At 67.0% G+C, this 14,926-nt stretch carries 17 protein-coding genes and 1 tRNA gene; 6 read left to right on the top strand and 12 right to left on the bottom strand.

Features of this window, described 5'->3' with window-relative positions; translation table 11 throughout:
* The first annotated feature begins 115 nt into the window (after positions 1-115).
* Positions 116-952: an antibiotic biosynthesis monooxygenase gene (locus U3653_RS03605; RefSeq protein ID WP_323124466.1), complete on the top strand. Its 837-nt coding sequence runs from the start codon at positions 116-118 to the stop codon at positions 950-952.
* On the opposite strand, the gene U3653_RS03600 is transcribed toward U3653_RS03605, so the two are convergent.
* From U3653_RS03600 to U3653_RS03575, 6 genes are all read right to left on the bottom strand, one after another.
* Positions 953-1,408 (bottom strand): deaminase, encoded by a 456-nt coding sequence (locus tag U3653_RS03600; RefSeq protein ID WP_323124465.1) that lies wholly within the window; start codon positions 1,406-1,408, stop codon positions 953-955.
* A 403-nt stretch (positions 1,409-1,811) separates the two neighbouring features.
* Complete coding sequence (locus tag U3653_RS03595) at positions 1,812-2,621, bottom strand: hypothetical protein (protein WP_195079760.1); 810 nt, start codon at positions 2,619-2,621, stop codon at positions 1,812-1,814.
* Between the two features lie 50 nt (positions 2,622-2,671).
* The gene (locus U3653_RS03590; protein ID WP_195079759.1) at positions 2,672-3,238 is read right to left on the bottom strand and encodes a hypothetical protein; all 567 of its coding nucleotides are present in this window, start codon (positions 3,236-3,238) and stop codon (positions 2,672-2,674) included.
* Between the two features lie 72 nt (positions 3,239-3,310).
* Complete coding sequence (locus U3653_RS03585) at positions 3,311-3,520, bottom strand: hypothetical protein (RefSeq protein WP_195079758.1); 210 nt, start codon at positions 3,518-3,520, stop codon at positions 3,311-3,313.
* A complete protein-coding gene (locus U3653_RS03580; protein WP_195079757.1) occupies positions 3,520-3,789 on the bottom strand; it encodes a hypothetical protein in 270 nt (89 codons plus the stop codon). The genes U3653_RS03585 and U3653_RS03580 overlap by 1 nt, the downstream gene beginning before the upstream one ends.
* Positions 3,776-4,213 carry a DNA-directed RNA polymerase subunit beta gene (locus tag U3653_RS03575; RefSeq protein WP_323124464.1) on the bottom strand — a complete coding sequence of 146 codons (438 nt, stop codon included), beginning with the start codon at positions 4,211-4,213 and terminating at the stop codon, positions 3,776-3,778. Before U3653_RS03575 ends, U3653_RS03580 begins: the two co-directional genes overlap by 14 nt.
* Before the next feature lie 331 nt (positions 4,214-4,544).
* Between U3653_RS03575 and U3653_RS03570 the strand changes: the two genes are divergently transcribed.
* The 4 genes from U3653_RS03570 (at position 4,545) to U3653_RS03555 (ending at position 7,675) form a co-directional block, all read left to right on the top strand.
* Positions 4,545-5,726, top strand: a complete 1,182-nt coding sequence (locus U3653_RS03570; protein ID WP_195079755.1) for a helix-turn-helix domain-containing protein — start codon at positions 4,545-4,547, stop codon at positions 5,724-5,726.
* Positions 5,727-5,937: 211 nt separating this feature from the next.
* Entirely contained in the window at positions 5,938-6,408 is a 471-nt protein-coding gene (locus tag U3653_RS03565; RefSeq protein WP_195079754.1) for an SAM-dependent methyltransferase, read from the top strand.
* 44 nt (positions 6,409-6,452) lie between these two features.
* Positions 6,453-7,217 carry a helix-turn-helix domain-containing protein gene (locus U3653_RS03560; RefSeq protein ID WP_323124463.1) on the top strand — a complete coding sequence of 255 codons (765 nt, stop codon included), beginning with the start codon at positions 6,453-6,455 and terminating at the stop codon, positions 7,215-7,217.
* Positions 7,218-7,264: 47 nt separating this feature from the next.
* Positions 7,265-7,675 carry a VOC family protein gene (locus U3653_RS03555; RefSeq protein WP_195079752.1) on the top strand — a complete coding sequence of 137 codons (411 nt, stop codon included), beginning with the start codon at positions 7,265-7,267 and terminating at the stop codon, positions 7,673-7,675.
* Between the two features lie 152 nt (positions 7,676-7,827).
* Here the strand turns inward: U3653_RS03555 and U3653_RS03550 are convergent.
* The 3 genes from U3653_RS03550 to U3653_RS03540 all read right to left on the bottom strand — a co-directional run bounded on the left by U3653_RS03550 (position 7,828) and on the right by U3653_RS03540 (position 8,992).
* Positions 7,828-7,915: transfer RNA gene (locus U3653_RS03550), tRNA-Ser, on the bottom strand.
* A 59-nt stretch (positions 7,916-7,974) separates the two neighbouring features.
* Entirely contained in the window at positions 7,975-8,451 is a 477-nt protein-coding gene (locus tag U3653_RS03545) for a nucleoside deaminase (RefSeq protein ID WP_491565896.1), read from the bottom strand.
* Position 8,452: 1 nt separating this feature from the next.
* Positions 8,453-8,992, bottom strand: a complete 540-nt coding sequence (locus tag U3653_RS03540; RefSeq protein ID WP_195079751.1) for a tRNA adenosine deaminase-associated protein — start codon at positions 8,990-8,992, stop codon at positions 8,453-8,455.
* 58 nt (positions 8,993-9,050) lie between these two features.
* On the opposite strand from U3653_RS03540, the gene U3653_RS03535 reads away from it, so the two are divergent.
* The gene (locus U3653_RS03535) at positions 9,051-10,001 is read left to right on the top strand and encodes a prephenate dehydrogenase (protein ID WP_435406538.1); all 951 of its coding nucleotides are present in this window, start codon (positions 9,051-9,053) and stop codon (positions 9,999-10,001) included.
* 43 nt (positions 10,002-10,044) lie between these two features.
* Here U3653_RS03535 and U3653_RS03530 read toward each other — a convergent pair whose 3' ends face one another.
* Genes U3653_RS03530 through U3653_RS03520 form a run of 3 tightly spaced genes read right to left on the bottom strand, consistent with a single transcriptional unit; the run spans position 10,045 to position 14,743 of the window.
* Entirely contained in the window at positions 10,045-10,659 is a 615-nt protein-coding gene (locus tag U3653_RS03530) for a putative glycolipid-binding domain-containing protein (RefSeq protein ID WP_280516576.1), read from the bottom strand.
* Between the two features lie 50 nt (positions 10,660-10,709).
* Positions 10,710-12,929, bottom strand: coding sequence for an ABC transporter ATP-binding protein (locus U3653_RS03525; RefSeq protein ID WP_323124462.1), 2,220 nt, complete (start codon positions 12,927-12,929; stop codon positions 10,710-10,712).
* A gap of 2 nt (positions 12,930-12,931) precedes the next feature.
* Positions 12,932-14,743 (bottom strand): ABC transporter ATP-binding protein, encoded by a 1,812-nt coding sequence (locus tag U3653_RS03520; protein WP_195079749.1) that lies wholly within the window; start codon positions 14,741-14,743, stop codon positions 12,932-12,934.
* Positions 14,744-14,926 lie beyond the last annotated feature (183 nt).

Here is a 14,926-nt window from a genome sequence, read left to right as displayed (position 1 = left end):
CCCGATGAATGCCGCGGCTACCGTCGTAACGGTCTTTCATCGACCGGCACACGAAGCGGCATTCCGGGATTGGCTCGATGGACTGCGCCGAATCGCCTGCCGAATGCAAGGATTCATGCATTCCTCGGTCGCGGTGACCGGAAGCCGGATGCTCGAAGCGGGATTCAGCGTCACGTTCCGATCCGAGTCATCGCTCCACGAATTCCTGGACTCGGCCGAACGGGCGGCCCTCGTGTCCGAGGGCGAATCTCGCGGCTTCCATTGCAAGAGTTCGGATCTGATCTTCGTGGCAGGCGAGGCCGCCCCGCCAGGCGTCTGCGTATTCCGGCACAGCGTCGCGCACGACAAGGAGGACGAATTCCAGGCGACCGAAGCGCAGCTCGTGGCGGCGAGTTCGCGATTCCCCGGGTTCGAAGGAGCCGCGCTTTTCCCCGTGGACGGCGGGCGCTGGTTCTCGGTGCTCAGATTCCGCACCCAACGGCAGCTGACCGACTGGCTGGGCTCGGACGAACGCGCCGCCGCCTTACCGGAATTGCGCGCGAAGCTGACCGAGGACTTCACCGTGGACGCGCACACCACACCGTTCGGCTCCACCGTGCGCACGGTCGACGGCGAAACCAGGATGACCCCCGCCTGGAAGACCGCCATGCTGGTGTTGCTGGTGCTGTATCCGACGGTGATGGTGCTGTCCCGATTCCTCGGCCCGGTGCTCGACCGGCTCGGCGCGCAGCCGTGGCTGGCGCTGTGGCTCAGCCAGATCGTGAGCGTGGGTTTGATGAGCTATTTTCTCTCGCCCGCCGTCGCTCGCTGGTTCCGCAGGTGGCTGGACCCGGTCGACGGCGCGAGTCCGCGGATCAGCGTCGCCGGGGCGGCGGTGATCGTCGTGCTCTACGCGCTGACGCTGCTGCTGTTCGCGTCCGTGCGCTGGCTGCAGTACTGGGACTACGACTGATCAGGACAGGTCGAGGTGGCGGTTCATCGACATCGCCGCCTCGGCCAGGTCGGCGAGTTCGACCACCTCGACACCCGCCCGCTGAAGTTTCTCCACGCCGACGCAGTTCGCCACGAACGTCGACGGCTCGCGCCACGCGATCACCACGACCGGAATACCTGACCGCAGTATCCGGTCGGTGCACGGCAGCCGGTCCTTCGTCCCCCGCTCCGAACAGGGTTCCAGCGTGCTGTAGATCGTCGCGCGCGCCAGCCGGGGATCGGCCGGATCGAGCTTGCGAAGCGCGGCCTCCTCGGCGTGCTCCTTGGGATCGGACTCTCGTGAATAACCGGTCGCGATCTCCGCCCCGTCGGCGACGATGACCGCACCCACCGAGAACGCACCCTCGGCCACCGGGCACAGACGCGCGAGCTCGATAGCGCGGTTCATCCAGTAGTGATGGTCGGGCTCACCCACCGGATCGACCTCCTTCGACTCGTCCTGCTGATCCACTCACCTCTCGGGCCTGAGACTAGCGCCACGCCATCCGGCCGCGCGGAGACCGCCGTGTCGAAGTCGGCAAGACGATTCACCGGCCTCGCTCGATTGCCCGACTCCGGTCCTGACTGTGCCAATAACCACGCTGCACCCGCGGCGCCGTGCCCGGAGGTTCCCGCACCGCCGCCGACGGCGGTTCCGCTTGACCGATCTGAAGAAGCTGCACCACCTCCGGCGGAATCCCCCGCGCCCGCAACCGCGCCCGTTCTTCCGCGCGTTCCTTCTCCGCCGCCTCACGCGCCTTGAAAGCAGCCTCTCGTTCCTTCTCGGCTGCCGCGCGGGCCTCGGCTGCCGAACGGTCGGCATCGGCAGCCTCAGCCCCTTATCTCGCCGCCTGCTGCGCCGTGTCAACGGCTTCGCGTTCCTGGTACTGGCTGGGCGCCGGGAATTCCTGCGCCACCCGTTCGGCAGCCGCCCGTTCCATCCGTGCACGCTCATCGGTTACCCGTGCTCGCCTGGCTCGCTCGGCTTCTTCTCTGGCCTGCCGATCACGTTCGATTTTCTGCGGGGCTTCCGCACGGCCACGTGTCGCTCCGTCGCGAAACCTCAGCATGTTCCGGAACTTTTCGGCTCGCCCACGCGCCCGCGCGAGCTCGGCGATTCTATCTTTCCACTTCTGTAGCTCCTGAACCTTTCCCTGCCGAGCCTTTTCACGAACACCCGGCAATTCGAGCTGCTGCCCTTTACCGCGTTCCACCTCGAGAGCTCGCGCCCAGATCTCGCGGGCATCGGCTCGCGCTATGATTTGGTGCGTGAACTGGTCCGGGAAGTCTTGGATCAGTCCGGCAATGAGTTCCTGCGCTTCTTTCGATATCGACTCACCCGCGACGGACCGCAGGATATGCTGATGTTTCTCATCCTCCCGGAGAAGTTCACGCACCGCCCTCAACTGCTTGAGGTCTTTATCACTCCTGATGACCCCTGATTTTTCCTCGATGGTGAAGGTTCGATCCCGATCCAACTTGATCTTGTCGAATTGAATCCTGTCTTTCCCCGCTTCATATGTCCGCGAGTGGACGGCGTATCCGTTCGCACGGTCCCGGAAAAATCGATCGCAACCATTCTCGAATATACGTCCACGCTCATTGCTGTCGAATCCCCTACGATCACTGTCGTAACCGTCACCAGGCATGATGCCCGCCCCCCGGATCGGAAGTCTACAAAATCGCCATCATTCTTCAGTCACAGGAAAGGAGGATGATCAGAAAGATTCGCGCTCAACTCGGAAAACAGTGGGCCGTCATCTTTGCGCAGCCTCCAGAAGGCCACGGAAACCAGCTCCATCAGAGCGATGAATTCCTGCTCGACAACGAATTTTACGAGCAGTTCCGCAGTGCAGGTCTTCCAGTCCGGGAACCGGAAAGCCATACCGGGCCTGATGTCGTCGTATATGAGTATGCCCGCGAAGTCGTTGTACCCAGGGGGCATATCGGTCAGGTCGATCCATCGTGCATCGAGATAGCGAATAAAACACTCTCCGATGAAGCACACCAATTGGTCGGTGACATCCGCATTTTCGGGAAGTGTCACACTCTCCATATTCGGGAATATCTCCACGATCATGTCACTGATCTGAATTGCCTCGCGAGATTCGAAGTCCCATGGTTCTGGCGGCAAAGCGGAGAATCCGGCCCGCTCCAGAAATTTCCGTACCTGCGCCGCCCGCCGGTCAGGGTCGACCCATTTCCCCCATTCGGTTCGCTCGACGGGTACGCCGAGATCGATGGTCAGCTGCTCGTCGTTCCCCACGCCTAGCTCCTTCTCGTCATGTCCGAACAGGTCAGTGTCGCGCGTGCAGGGGCACCGGGCAAGGAAACTCCATCATCGCTCGATATACAGCCGTTCACACGGCAATCTGGGCCACCCTTCAGCACTATCGGCCAGCACGTGCACGGCGTCGACGTAATGCCGTTTCCGGTGCTCTCGTACGAACAGCACAGCGGCGGTGAAGCAGGCGGCGAAGTCGAACCGCGCGCCGTGCAGGAACACCGACAAGTGCACATCCGGTTCGTGCGGTAGCGGGGATGTCATCACATGCCCCGTTCCCGGAACCATCGGTAGCCGTCGCGGGTCACGATCACCGCCGTGACCCGCGTCGAACAACCCAACGGATCGCAACCCCCGTGCGCGTCCAGCGCCTTGTCCGCGGCGTCGCGGCTCATCAACGGCAAGGTCGGGTTGCTGTGTGAAGTCAACCGGGCATGCAACCGCGCCAACGCTGCCTCGACATCGAACCTGCCCGACTTGCCGCCTTGGAGCAGTCGCAGGGCAGGACGCTCGGGTTCGTCACTGTCCGGCATAAGCCAGTACCCGTCGACGCTGCGCCCGCTTCGCTTCCGCGATGTCCCGTATCGCCCGCACTATCAGCCACCCCGAAGGGCGAACATGGCTGTCCGGACGCACAATCCACGCCCGAAACGCGGTTCCGCGATCGGCTGGACTCGGCAACCCGATCGTTCCGCCGTCGCGCACGATCGAGACGTTGAACCGGAACATCTCAGCGAACAACCGCACATCGTCCGGCACATCCGGCCGGATGATGAACGTCCAACGCTGCGACCGTGGATGCGACAGGATCGGTCCCGGCTTGTAACCCTGGTTCTGCATCCACACCTTCACGTCGTGCCCCAGCACGGCGGGCATGGTGATCGCCCACACCGAGCCGCAACGGGCCACGATCCGGCCGACATGCGGAGGATCGACTCTCGCGGGTATGTCGCACACATTCCGGTAATAGGCACATCGGGACATCGGCGTATCCCCAAACGCTATGTGGCCCACGCAGACCTCTACTCGTATCGGAGGGGCATCGAGGTGCGCCCGGTCCTCGACAACCCCCTGACCGGTACCCGAGGACGGAAGCGGATGCCTTGTGCCGCTTGCGGTTCCGCACTCCCTGCCGGGCGCACATCAACATCAGCACGGGCGAGTGCATCTGTGCAGGACTAAGCTGTTTTCAAAGCGACAGGTCCACATTTGAAAACACACGGGTGGGTGTGAGATGCCGTCAGCCGAGCAACAATTGTGCGGGATGGAATCGGACAGGACCGGCCGCATGCTGAGGCAGTTGCGGACCACACGCGGACTCACCCTGCGCGAACTTGCAGGGGCAACGTTTTGCGATTATTCCCAGCTCGCGAACATCGAAGCGGGCCGCCGCTGGCCGAAGGATCGCGGATGGGCCGAACGCGTAGACCGTGCGCTCAACGCAGGAGGCGCATTGATCTCGGCGTGGGATGCGGACCAAGCCGAGCACGCACGACGCAATGACACGTTGCGAATGCTCGACCAGGCGCGGCGAGAGTCCGAAGCGCTTTTAGCCCAACCGGACGCGCTGCCGCTGGACGATATGCAATCCGGCATCATCGACGTGGCGCGCAACGCCAGGTTCGAGTCATACGACCGCACCCTGAGTCGAGCGATGGACATCCGCGCGGAGTTGATGCGGCGTATCAAGTTGGGTGCCTACCGGCCGGACGAGATAAGGGAATTGTATGTAGCGCTTGGCCGGGTGTGTGGAGTGTTGTCGTACCTGACGCTCGACCTCGGACAGGCGGACACGGCACGCGTTCACGCACAGGCATCGTTTCAACTGGGTGACCGGGCGGGCCACGACCAGTTGAGAGCCTGGGCGCGCGGCACACAAGCGTTGGCGTTCCGGTTCGTGAAGGATTTCGAGCGCGCACGAGACGCGGCAACGGACGGACTGAGGTACGTCACGCACTCGACCGGGACCGCCGAACCCCGACTCTTGTGTGGTTTGGCCGCATCGGTCGCGAACCTTGGCGACTCGGCGCGTGCGCTCGAACTGCTCGACCAAGCCGAACGTGCACGCGACGCAGCGGGACCCGACGAGATACCCGGTCTGTTCACCTTCACGCCAGCGAAACAGATCTACTACCGGGGGTTCTCGCTCATGTGGGCAGACGATGAGAAGACGCTCCGCAAGTCCGTGAAAGCGTCCGAGGAAGCGATCGACGCGTGGCAAGTGCAGCGATCGCCCGGTGACGAGATGTTGTCTCAGATCTACTTGGCGTCCGCGAGCGCACGTCTCGGAGACTTGGACGGCAGTATCGCCGCAGTATCGCCGGTGCTGGAGAACCCGATCAGCGCCCATTTCTCATGGGTGCGCAAGCGTCTCAACCAGCTGGAAAAGCTACTGGCGGAGAACTTCCCGGATTCCTCCGTCGCGGGCGACATGCGGGAAACCTTGGTGAGCTACGTACACTCGAACTAGCCCTCGTCGCTGCCGAGCGCAAACGCCGTTACGAAAGGCGGAAAGCCCTTGCTGCTTCAGTGGGGCGAGGATGGCGGGCTTGCGTGTTGTCGGCACGATGCGGCGTCGGGCGGGACGACTCCCCTGCCCCGCCGGTGACTGGCCTCCCCGCCGCGAGTGTGGGGCAGGTAGACGTAGTTGTCAGCGGCTCCCACCAGCAAGGGAAGGTCGTATGGCTGACGAAGTGTTCGAAGTAGTGCCGGTTGCGCACGTCGTAGGTGGCCGGCGCGAACCGACCGATGATCACTGGGGTGGCACCGAGGCGATCATCCGCGTCGACGACCCCCGATTCACCGAAGAGTCGGTGCAGGGTTTGGAGGAGTTCAGCCACCTGGAGATCGTGTTCCGGTTCCACCTCACCGATCCGGCGGATCTGCATTTCGGTGCGCGTAGCGCCCGCGACAATCCCGAATGGCCGAAGGTCGGCATCTTCGGGCACAGGAACATGCGGCGCGTCAACTGGCTCGGCGTCTCGCGATGCCGACTGCTCCGAGTAGACGGCCGCGACCTGCACGTCGCCGAGCTCGACGCCGTCGACGGCACACCCGTGCTGGACATCAAACCGTGGTTCGCGGAGTTCGGCCCGCGCGGAGACGTCCGGCAAGCTGCGTGGTCCACTGAGATGCTCAAAGACTATTTCTAGTGACAGGCCGCTGACTGGCCGGGCACGGCGCTACGATGCCGGGCGTGGCACTCGAACGGCTCGAGGGCATTTCAGGGCTGGAGTACCGATTGTCGGACTCGCCCTATGTCGAGGGCGTTTACCGGGTGGCGCCGATCGGTGCGCATGGTGTCTTCGCACCGGAGCGCATGGTGTCGGTCGCGAACTCGAACTGGGAACTGCTGGTGTGGGCGTTGGATGGCGTCACCACCGTTTCGGTACGCGGTCCCGAGACCCGACCCACCGTGGTGCCGTTGGGTGGCGGGCTGGGCTGCACCTTCGGCGTGATCTTCCGGCACGGTGCCTTTCTCCGGAATCTGCCCGTGAGCGGACTTGTGGACGGCAGCGTGTCGAGCCCGTACACGACGCCGCGCTCCTTTGTGCTGCAGGGGAGCGAGTGGGAGATCCCCACCTACGAGAACGCGGAGACGTTCGTGGAGCGCCTGGTCCGGGCAGGGTTGCTGGTGCGGGACCCGTTGGTGACCGACGTCGTCGCGGGGGAGCGGCCGGTGCTGGTAACTCCGCGCTCGGTGCAGCGCCGGGTCGCCGCCGCGACGGGTCTGACTCAGGGCATGATCCGGCGGATCGAGCGGGCTCGGCAGGCCACGATGCTGCTGCGGCAGGGCGTGGCCGCGACAGATGTCGTGCATCTGGTCGGGTATCACGACCAGCCGCATCTGGCGCGGTCGCTGACCCGGTTCGTCGGCTTGACGGCGACACAGCTGCGGCGGCCCGCCGCTGAGGAGATCCTGTCGCTGCTGTACAAGACCGAGGCCGAGGTGCGGCCATAGGTTCGAAGTCAGCCGGACGGCCCGGCGACAAGAACCGAGGATTACCAATGGCTTTCACACAGATCTATGTCAACCTGCCGGTCACCGACCTGGAGGCGAGCACATCGTTCTACCTGGCGCTGGGTGGTGTGCTCAACCCGCAGTTCACCGACGAGACTTCCGCACAGGTCGCCCTCGGCGAAGTGGTGACCGTGCAGCTCATGACGCACGAGCAGTTCGCCGGATTCACCTCGCGGCCCATCGCCTCCGGTGCGATCGAGTCGATCCTCGCGCTGCCCGCCGAGTCGAAGGAGGACGTCGATCGGCTGGCCGACGCCGCCGTGAAGGCGGGCGGATCCGAGCCGCGCCCACCTCAGGACATGGGCTGGCTCTACAACCGTGCTGTGGACGACCCGGACGGCCACAGCTGGGAGCTGCTCTCGTTCGACGCGTCCGCGATGCCCGGCACGCCGGAATGATGAAGGCGCGGGCGGTTGATTCCCACCGCCCGCGCCGCGCCCGGCTAGCAGTGCGTTGTTCGGCGTGACGGCGATGTGTTCTGCTGGTGACCAGGCCGCTGACTGAGCAAAGGAAAAGCCCTTCACCTGGGCTAACAGGTGAAGGGCTGGAGCGGTGGCGGAGGGATTTGAACCCTCGGAGGGGGGTTACCCCTCACACGCTTTCGAGGCGTGCTCCTTAGGCCGCTCGGACACGCCACCGCCGACAACCATACCGGACCGGCGCCGGATCGCTAAATCGCCTGTTGACCAGGGGTGGGTCAGCGCTGGGTGCGGAAGAACTCGTCGAGCAACGCCGCGCATTCGTCGGCGAGCACCCCGCCGCGCACCTCGGGCCGGTGGTTGAGACGACGGTCACGAACCACATCCCACAAGGAGCCGACGGCGCCGGTCTTCGGCTCCCAGGCGCCGAAGACCAGGCGGCCCACCCGCGCGAGCACCAGCGCGCCCGCGCACATGGTGCACGGCTCCAGCGTCACGGCGAGCGTGGCGCCCTCGAGCCGCCACCCGTCACCGTGGACGGCGGCGGCACGGCGCAGCGCCAGGATTTCCGCGTGCGCGGTCGGATCGCCCAGTGCTTCGCGCGCGTTCGCGGCGCGGGCGAGTTCTCTTCCGGCCGAGTCGAATACCACCGCGCCGACGGGTACGTCCCGCTCCCCCGCCGCCGCGGCGGCATCGATGGCCGCGCGCACCATGGCGGCATCCGAGGAGAACGGGTCGTCCGGCAGAACGCCCACGTCAGCGCGGCAGCTTGTCCAGCACCGCGGCGAATTCGCCGGCGAAGCCGAGGCGCTGGGCGATCATGCCCAGTTGCTCGTCCGGATAGAGATCGGTCTCGGCGAGGATGACGCTGAGTACAGGTTCGGGCAGGCCGAGATCGGCGAGCACGCCGAGGTCGCCCTCCTCCCACGGCTCCACGTCGTCCAGTTCGTCCGGATCGATATCGGGGATTTCCACGTTCAGGGCCTCCAGGACATCCGCGGCGATGTCGTAATCGATCGCGGCCGTGGCGTCCGAGACGAGCATCCGGGTCCCGCTCGGCGCGGGCCGGAGCACGATGAAGAACTCGTCGTCGATGTCGAGTAATCCGAACACCGCTCCGGAGCTGCGCAAAGCCTTCAGTTCGTTTTCCGCGGCGGACAAATCGGTGAGCGCGTCCCGGCTCAGCGGACTGCACCGCCATTTGCCTTCTTCGCGGACAACCGCCACTGCGAACCCTTCCACGTCGTCGTAATCGTCCGACGCCGCCCTGTTCGTGCCCGAGCGCTGTGCTGCCATGGCCGCAACGGTAGTCTGCTCGAGCGGAAATGTTGAAGTCGTATGCGAATCTGTTCCGGTGACTTCGGCGAAGAAAGCACCCGTATGCGTCCTCGGGACCGGTTTGATCGGCGGGTCGCTATTACGCGCGGCCGTCGCCGCGGGCTACGACGCCTGGGGATACAACCGCTCGCCGGTGGGCGCGCGGGCCGCCCGTGCGGACGGGTTCGACGTCACCGAAGACCTACCGGCCGCGCTGCGGCGCGCTGCGGAGAATGACGCGCTGATCGTCGTCGCGGTGCCGATGCCAGCGGTAGATCACATGCTTTCGGCGATCGCCGACTACGCGCCGGAGTGCGCGCTCACCGATGTGGTGAGCGTGAAGGGACCGGTCGCGGCGGCCGTACGCGAGCACGGTCTCGCCGCGCGGTACGTCGGCGGGCACCCGATGGCCGGTACGTCCGAATCCGGCTGGGCCGCCACCGATCCCGCGTTGTTCCGCGACGCGGTGTGGGCGGTCGGCGTCGACCAGGGCACGCGGGCCGACCCGTGGACGCGCGTGGTGCGGCTGGCGCTGGACTGCGGCTCGGTGGTGGTGCCGGTGGCGGCCGCGGAACACGATCGCGCGGTGGCCCGCATCTCCCACCTGCCGCATGTGCTCGCCGAGGCACTGGCCGCGGCGGGCGCCATCGGAGGCGATCTCGCGCTGGGGCTCGCGGCCGGGTCGTTCCGGGACGGCACCCGCGTCGCGGGCACGGCGCCCGATCTGGTTCGCGCGATCTGCGAACCGAATTCGGCGGCGCTACTGGAAGTTCTGGACGAAACACTCACCGTGCTCAGCGCGGCGCGCGACAGCCTGCGCGACAAGCAGTCCCTCGCGGACCTGGTCGAAGCCGGACACGACGCGCGACAACGCTACGAATCCGCGCGACGCTGGGAGATCACCGGCATCCGTCCTGGCGACCACGAATGGCTGGAAGACCTGCGGACGGCGGGCGAGCGCGGCGGGGTCATCACCCGGCTGGACTGACCGCGCACCACGACGCTGTCGCCGGACTCCGATGAACGCGGTTTCAGATCCGTTCGGCCAGGCCCGGGTAATCCAGCAGGAAGCCGTCGGCGTCCACCGTGACCGTCGCGCTGGAGACCGGCGACAGCACGCTGATGCCGTCGGCGGCGCTGCTGTAGATCAGCGTGGCCTCCTGGACGAGCAGGTCGGGAAGGCGCACGTAGACCACCGGGACCTGCACGTCCTCGACCGCGTGTTGCAGGTCGTAGCGGCGGATCGGCAGGGTGTTGAAGAACGGGCTGAGCACCACGTCCACGTCGAGCGCTCCGGCGAAGGTAGAGCGCACGTGGTTGCCGCCCGCGTCGATGAGCCAGTAGTTCTCCTCGTCGCGGGCGATGGAGGCGTGCCGCTCCCCGGCGGCGGTCGCGGTGCGCACCGACAACCGCTTCGTCACGCCGTTCTCATCGGTGACCAGGTCGTATGACGCGCTGAACGCGGGATGGTCCGCGCTCGCGCCGCCGATCATGCGCCCGGCGGCGCGGATGCGGTTGCCGTTGAGCTGCACCCGCACCGACTCCATCCGGGTCGCGTCGTGGGCGCGCCAGGTGAGGATCGCCGGCCACCGGGATTCCTGCGTGCTCGCGGCGGGGCTCTCGGGGTCGGAGGATGGGGTCGTCACGTATCTACCGTAAGCGACATCCACCTCCGGCCCGTAGAACCCACCGCTCATCACACGAGCGACTCCCGCCACGCCGCGTGCAGGTCGGCGAACCGGCCGGTCCCTGCGATCAGGGCATCCGGCGCGCCGTCCTCGACGATCCGGCCGGACTCGAGCACCAGCACCCGATCCGCGATCGCCACCGTGGACAGCCGGTGCGCGATGATCACCGCCGTGCGCCCGTGCAACACGGTCTCCAGCGCCCGCTGCACCAGCCGTTCGCTGGGGATGTCCAAGCTCGAGGTCGCCTCGTCCAGCACGATCACGGCCGGGTCGGCCAGGAACACTCGCGCGAACGCGACCAGCTGCCGCTGCCCGGCCGAGAGCCTGCCGCCGCGCTTGCGCACGTCGGTGGCGAAACCCTCGGGCAACGCCTGCACGAAGTCGTACAGACCCACCGCGCGCGCCGCCGCGAACACCTCCGCGTCGGTGGCTTCCGGCCTGCCCAGCCGGATGTTGTCGGCCACCGAACCGGAGAACAGGTAGGACTCCTGGGTGACCATCACCACGTTGCGGCGCAGGTCGGCGTCGGAGAGTTCGCGCAGGTCGATGCCGTCCAAGGTCACCACGCCGCCGGACGGGTCGTAGAACCGGGTCAGCAGCTTCGCCAGCGTCGACTTGCCCGCGCCGGTCGCACCGACCAGCGCGATGACCTGCCCGGCCGGGATGTCCAGGGTGAACTCCGGCAGCACCGGTCGCGTCCGGCGATCCGACCGCACTGGCGAGTCCGCGGACTGTATCGGCAGGGCGTCGGCAGGCGCGGCCGGTTCCGCCGCGACGGCGCTGCTCGTGGAGCGCTCGGCCACACCCGTGGACGCACCGGGCAAGGCATGCGAAGCGGCAAGCGGCTTGTCGGTCGGGGCGTCAGCCGGGCTACGCACATCCGACAGGCCGCCCGACCCGTCACCGGTCGCGGCGTCGGCCTCGGCCGGGCTTCGCACCTCCGACGTCCCATCCGGTCGGACCGCCGAATCACTCACCGCACCGGCATGACGGCCGCCGTCGTCCAGCTGGGCACCATCCGACTTCGCCGATGCGCCGCCGCTGTCGGCCGAGTAGCCGAACCACACCTTCTCCATCCGCACCGCGCCGGTCGCCTTCTCCAGCGCGACCGGTCGCGCCGGCTCCGGCACCGACGGCTCCTCCTCGAGCACGCCGGAGATCTTCTCCAGCGCGGCCGCAGCGGACTGGTAGGCGTTGAAGACCTGCGCCAGTTCGTCCAACGGCCCGTAGAACTCGTTGAGGTACAGCAGGTAGGCCGCGAGCACGCCGACCGCGAGGTCACCCTCGATCACCCGCCAGGCGCCGACCACGATGATGATCACCGTGGTCAGGTTGCCGAGCAGTTTGGTCAGGCCCGAGTAGTCGCCCATCCCGCGCATGGCCGCGATGGTCGCGCGGCGGTATTCGGAGTCCTCGACCGCGAGCACCGACTCGTTGCGCTGCTCCCGGCGGAACGCCTGCACCGCCCGCATGCCGCCCATCGACTCGACGAACTGCACGACCACCTTGGCGATCGCGGCGCGCGTGCGCCGGTAGCCCGCCCGCTGCCTGCGCTGGGCCCAGCGGGTGACCAGCACCAGCGGGACGAACCCGGCCAGCACGATCGCGGCCAGCACCTGGTCCAGGTAGATCAGCAGCGCCGCGATGGTCAGCACCGACAGGATCGCGCTCAGCGCCTGGTTGAGCGCGCTCTCCAGCAATTCCTGCAACGTCTCGATGTCGCCGGTGAGCCGCGCCACCACCTTGCCCGAGGTGTACTTCTCGTGGAACGCGACGCTGAGCCGCTGCACGTGCGTGAACGCGCGCACGCGCAGGTCGAACAACACGCTCTGGCTGAGCCTGCCGGTCACCCGCAGGAACGTGTACGTGCAGATCAGGCCGAGCAGGATCGAGCCGACGTATCCGGCCACGGTCCTGGTCAGCGGCGCCCAGTCGCCCGCGATCCCGCGCGCGATGCCGGCGTCCAGCGCGTGCGCGACGAACAGCGGCGCGGACACCTTCGCGACGTTGTCCAGCACGATGAGCACCAGCGCGAGGCCGGTGAGTTTCCGGTAGGGCTTGACCAGGTCGAGCAGCAGCCGCCGGGAACGTCCGGCCAGCACCAAGTTGCCGGTCTCGGTGACCTCCTTGTCCTCGCCCGCGATGCCGCGCCAGTCGGCCGCGGCTTCCGGGAGGGTCGAATCACCCTCCTGCGCTTCGTCTTTCGAGGTAATGGTCGTGGTGCTCACAGCTACTCACCTCCCATCAGTTCGCGGTAGGTCCTGCTGGTGCGCAGCAGTTGATCGTGGGTGCCCTCCGCGACGATCCGTCCGTCGGCGAGCACCGCCACCCGGTCGGCCAGCGCGGCCGTGGACGGACGGTGCGCGACCAGCAGCGTCGTCGCGTCGGCCAGCACGGTGCGCAGGCGTTCCTGCACCCGCTCCTCGGTCTCCACGTCGAGCGCGGACAGCGGGTCGTCGAGCACCATGATCCGGCTGCGCCTGCCTTCGCCCGCGCCGGTGAGCACCGCGCGGGCCAGCGCGAGTCGCTGCCGCTGGCCGCCGGACAAGCTCAGACCCTGTTCGCCGATCCTGGTGTCCAAACCCCACGGCAGGTCGTCGACGAACTCGGCGGCCTGCGCGACCTCGAGTGCGCGGCGCACATCTGCGTCGGTGGCGGACGGGTCGCCGAGCGCGACGTTCTCCCGCACACTCGCCGAGAACAACACCGGGTCCTCGAACGCGACCGACACCAGCGACCGCAGGTCGGCGAGCCGCATCGCCGCGATGTCGATGCCGTCGATGGTGATCGCGCCGCCGGTCACGTCGTACAAGCGCGGGATCAGGTTGAGCAGTGCGGTCTTGCCGCTGCCCGTCGCGCCGACCAGCGCCACCGTCTCACCGGGGCGCACCCGCAACGACACTTCGCGCAGCACCTCGTGCTCGGCGTCGGGGAACGCGAAACTCACCTGCTCCAACCGTAATTCGCCGCGGATGCGGTCCGGCAGGAGCACCGGCTCGGCCGGATCGGTGATGTCGACGGGGGTGTCGATGATCTCCCAGTACCGGTCGGCCGCGGTGCGCGCGTCGTTCAGCTCCGCGAGCAGGAAGCCGGTCCAGATGATCGGCCACTGCAGGAAGGTCGCGAGCGTGATGGCCGCGATCAACGTGCCGAGCGTCATCGTGCCGTGCGCCACCGCGTAACCGCCGTAGCCGAGCGCGAACGCGATCGCCAGTTGCGGGATGCTCAACATGCTCGACCACAACGTCGCGTCCAAGCGCGCTTTCAGCAGCTCGGTCTGCCGCAGCTGCTGCGCCTGCGCGGTGAAGCGGCGGCCGAAGAACACGCCCCGACCGAACGCCTTGAGCACCCGCACGCCCTGCGCGGACTCCTCGGCCGTGGTGGCCAGGTCTCCGGACTGGTCCTGCGAACGCCGCGACGCCACCGCGTACCGGCGCTCGAAACGAATGCAGATGAACACCAGCGGAATGGCGATCACCGCGAAGATCAGGCCGATCTGCGGGCTCAGCCCGATCAGCACGAGCAGGCCGATCGGGATGATCACGCAGTGGATCAGCAGGAACGGCCCCGCGAAGGCGACGAACCGGCGCATGGTGGCCAGGTCGTCGATCGCGCGGGACAGCAACTGGCCCGACTCCCACGCGTCGTGCCTGCCGATCGACAACGCCTGCAGCTTGCGAAAGATCTTGGCGCGCAGTGTGATCTCGATACGCGTCGCGGGTGCGGCGATCAGCCAGCGGCGTCCCCACACGCCACCGGCCTCCACCAGGCCCAGCGCCAGGACCACGGCCACCGGCCCGAGCGCTCCCGCGAGATCGCGGCGGGCTATCGGACCGTCGATGATCCGCGCGATCATCAGCGGGATGACGACGGCCGTCAGGCCGGACAGCAGCGCCAGCCCGCTCGCGGCGAGCAGAATGCGGACGTGCGGACGCAGGTACGGCCAGAATCGGCGCAGGGAATGCAAGCGGCCCGTGGCGGCGGGCCGCTCCGATATATCGGCCTCCGATTCGGCCGACGACACGTCCACTGTGACAGACAAGACTCCCCCTCTGGTTGCTGGCGGCGGAGAACGGGACCCACGGTGATGTTCGCAGCGGGGTCCGACATCTCAGGGTCGCACCGCAACGCGCGCCGACCAACCGATTTTCCGGCGACCGCCGGGCATCACGGCTCGTCGCTGCGACGGATGCGGCACCCATCAGCCCAGTCCACAACCTCTAGC

The organism is Nocardia implantans (genome assembly GCF_035544775.1).
In the GTDB taxonomy this organism is placed as follows: Bacteria; Actinomycetota; Actinomycetes; order Mycobacteriales; family Mycobacteriaceae; genus Nocardia; species Nocardia implantans.
The sequence above is the reverse complement of the archived record's forward strand: the minus strand, read 5'-3'. Positions and strand labels throughout refer to the sequence as shown.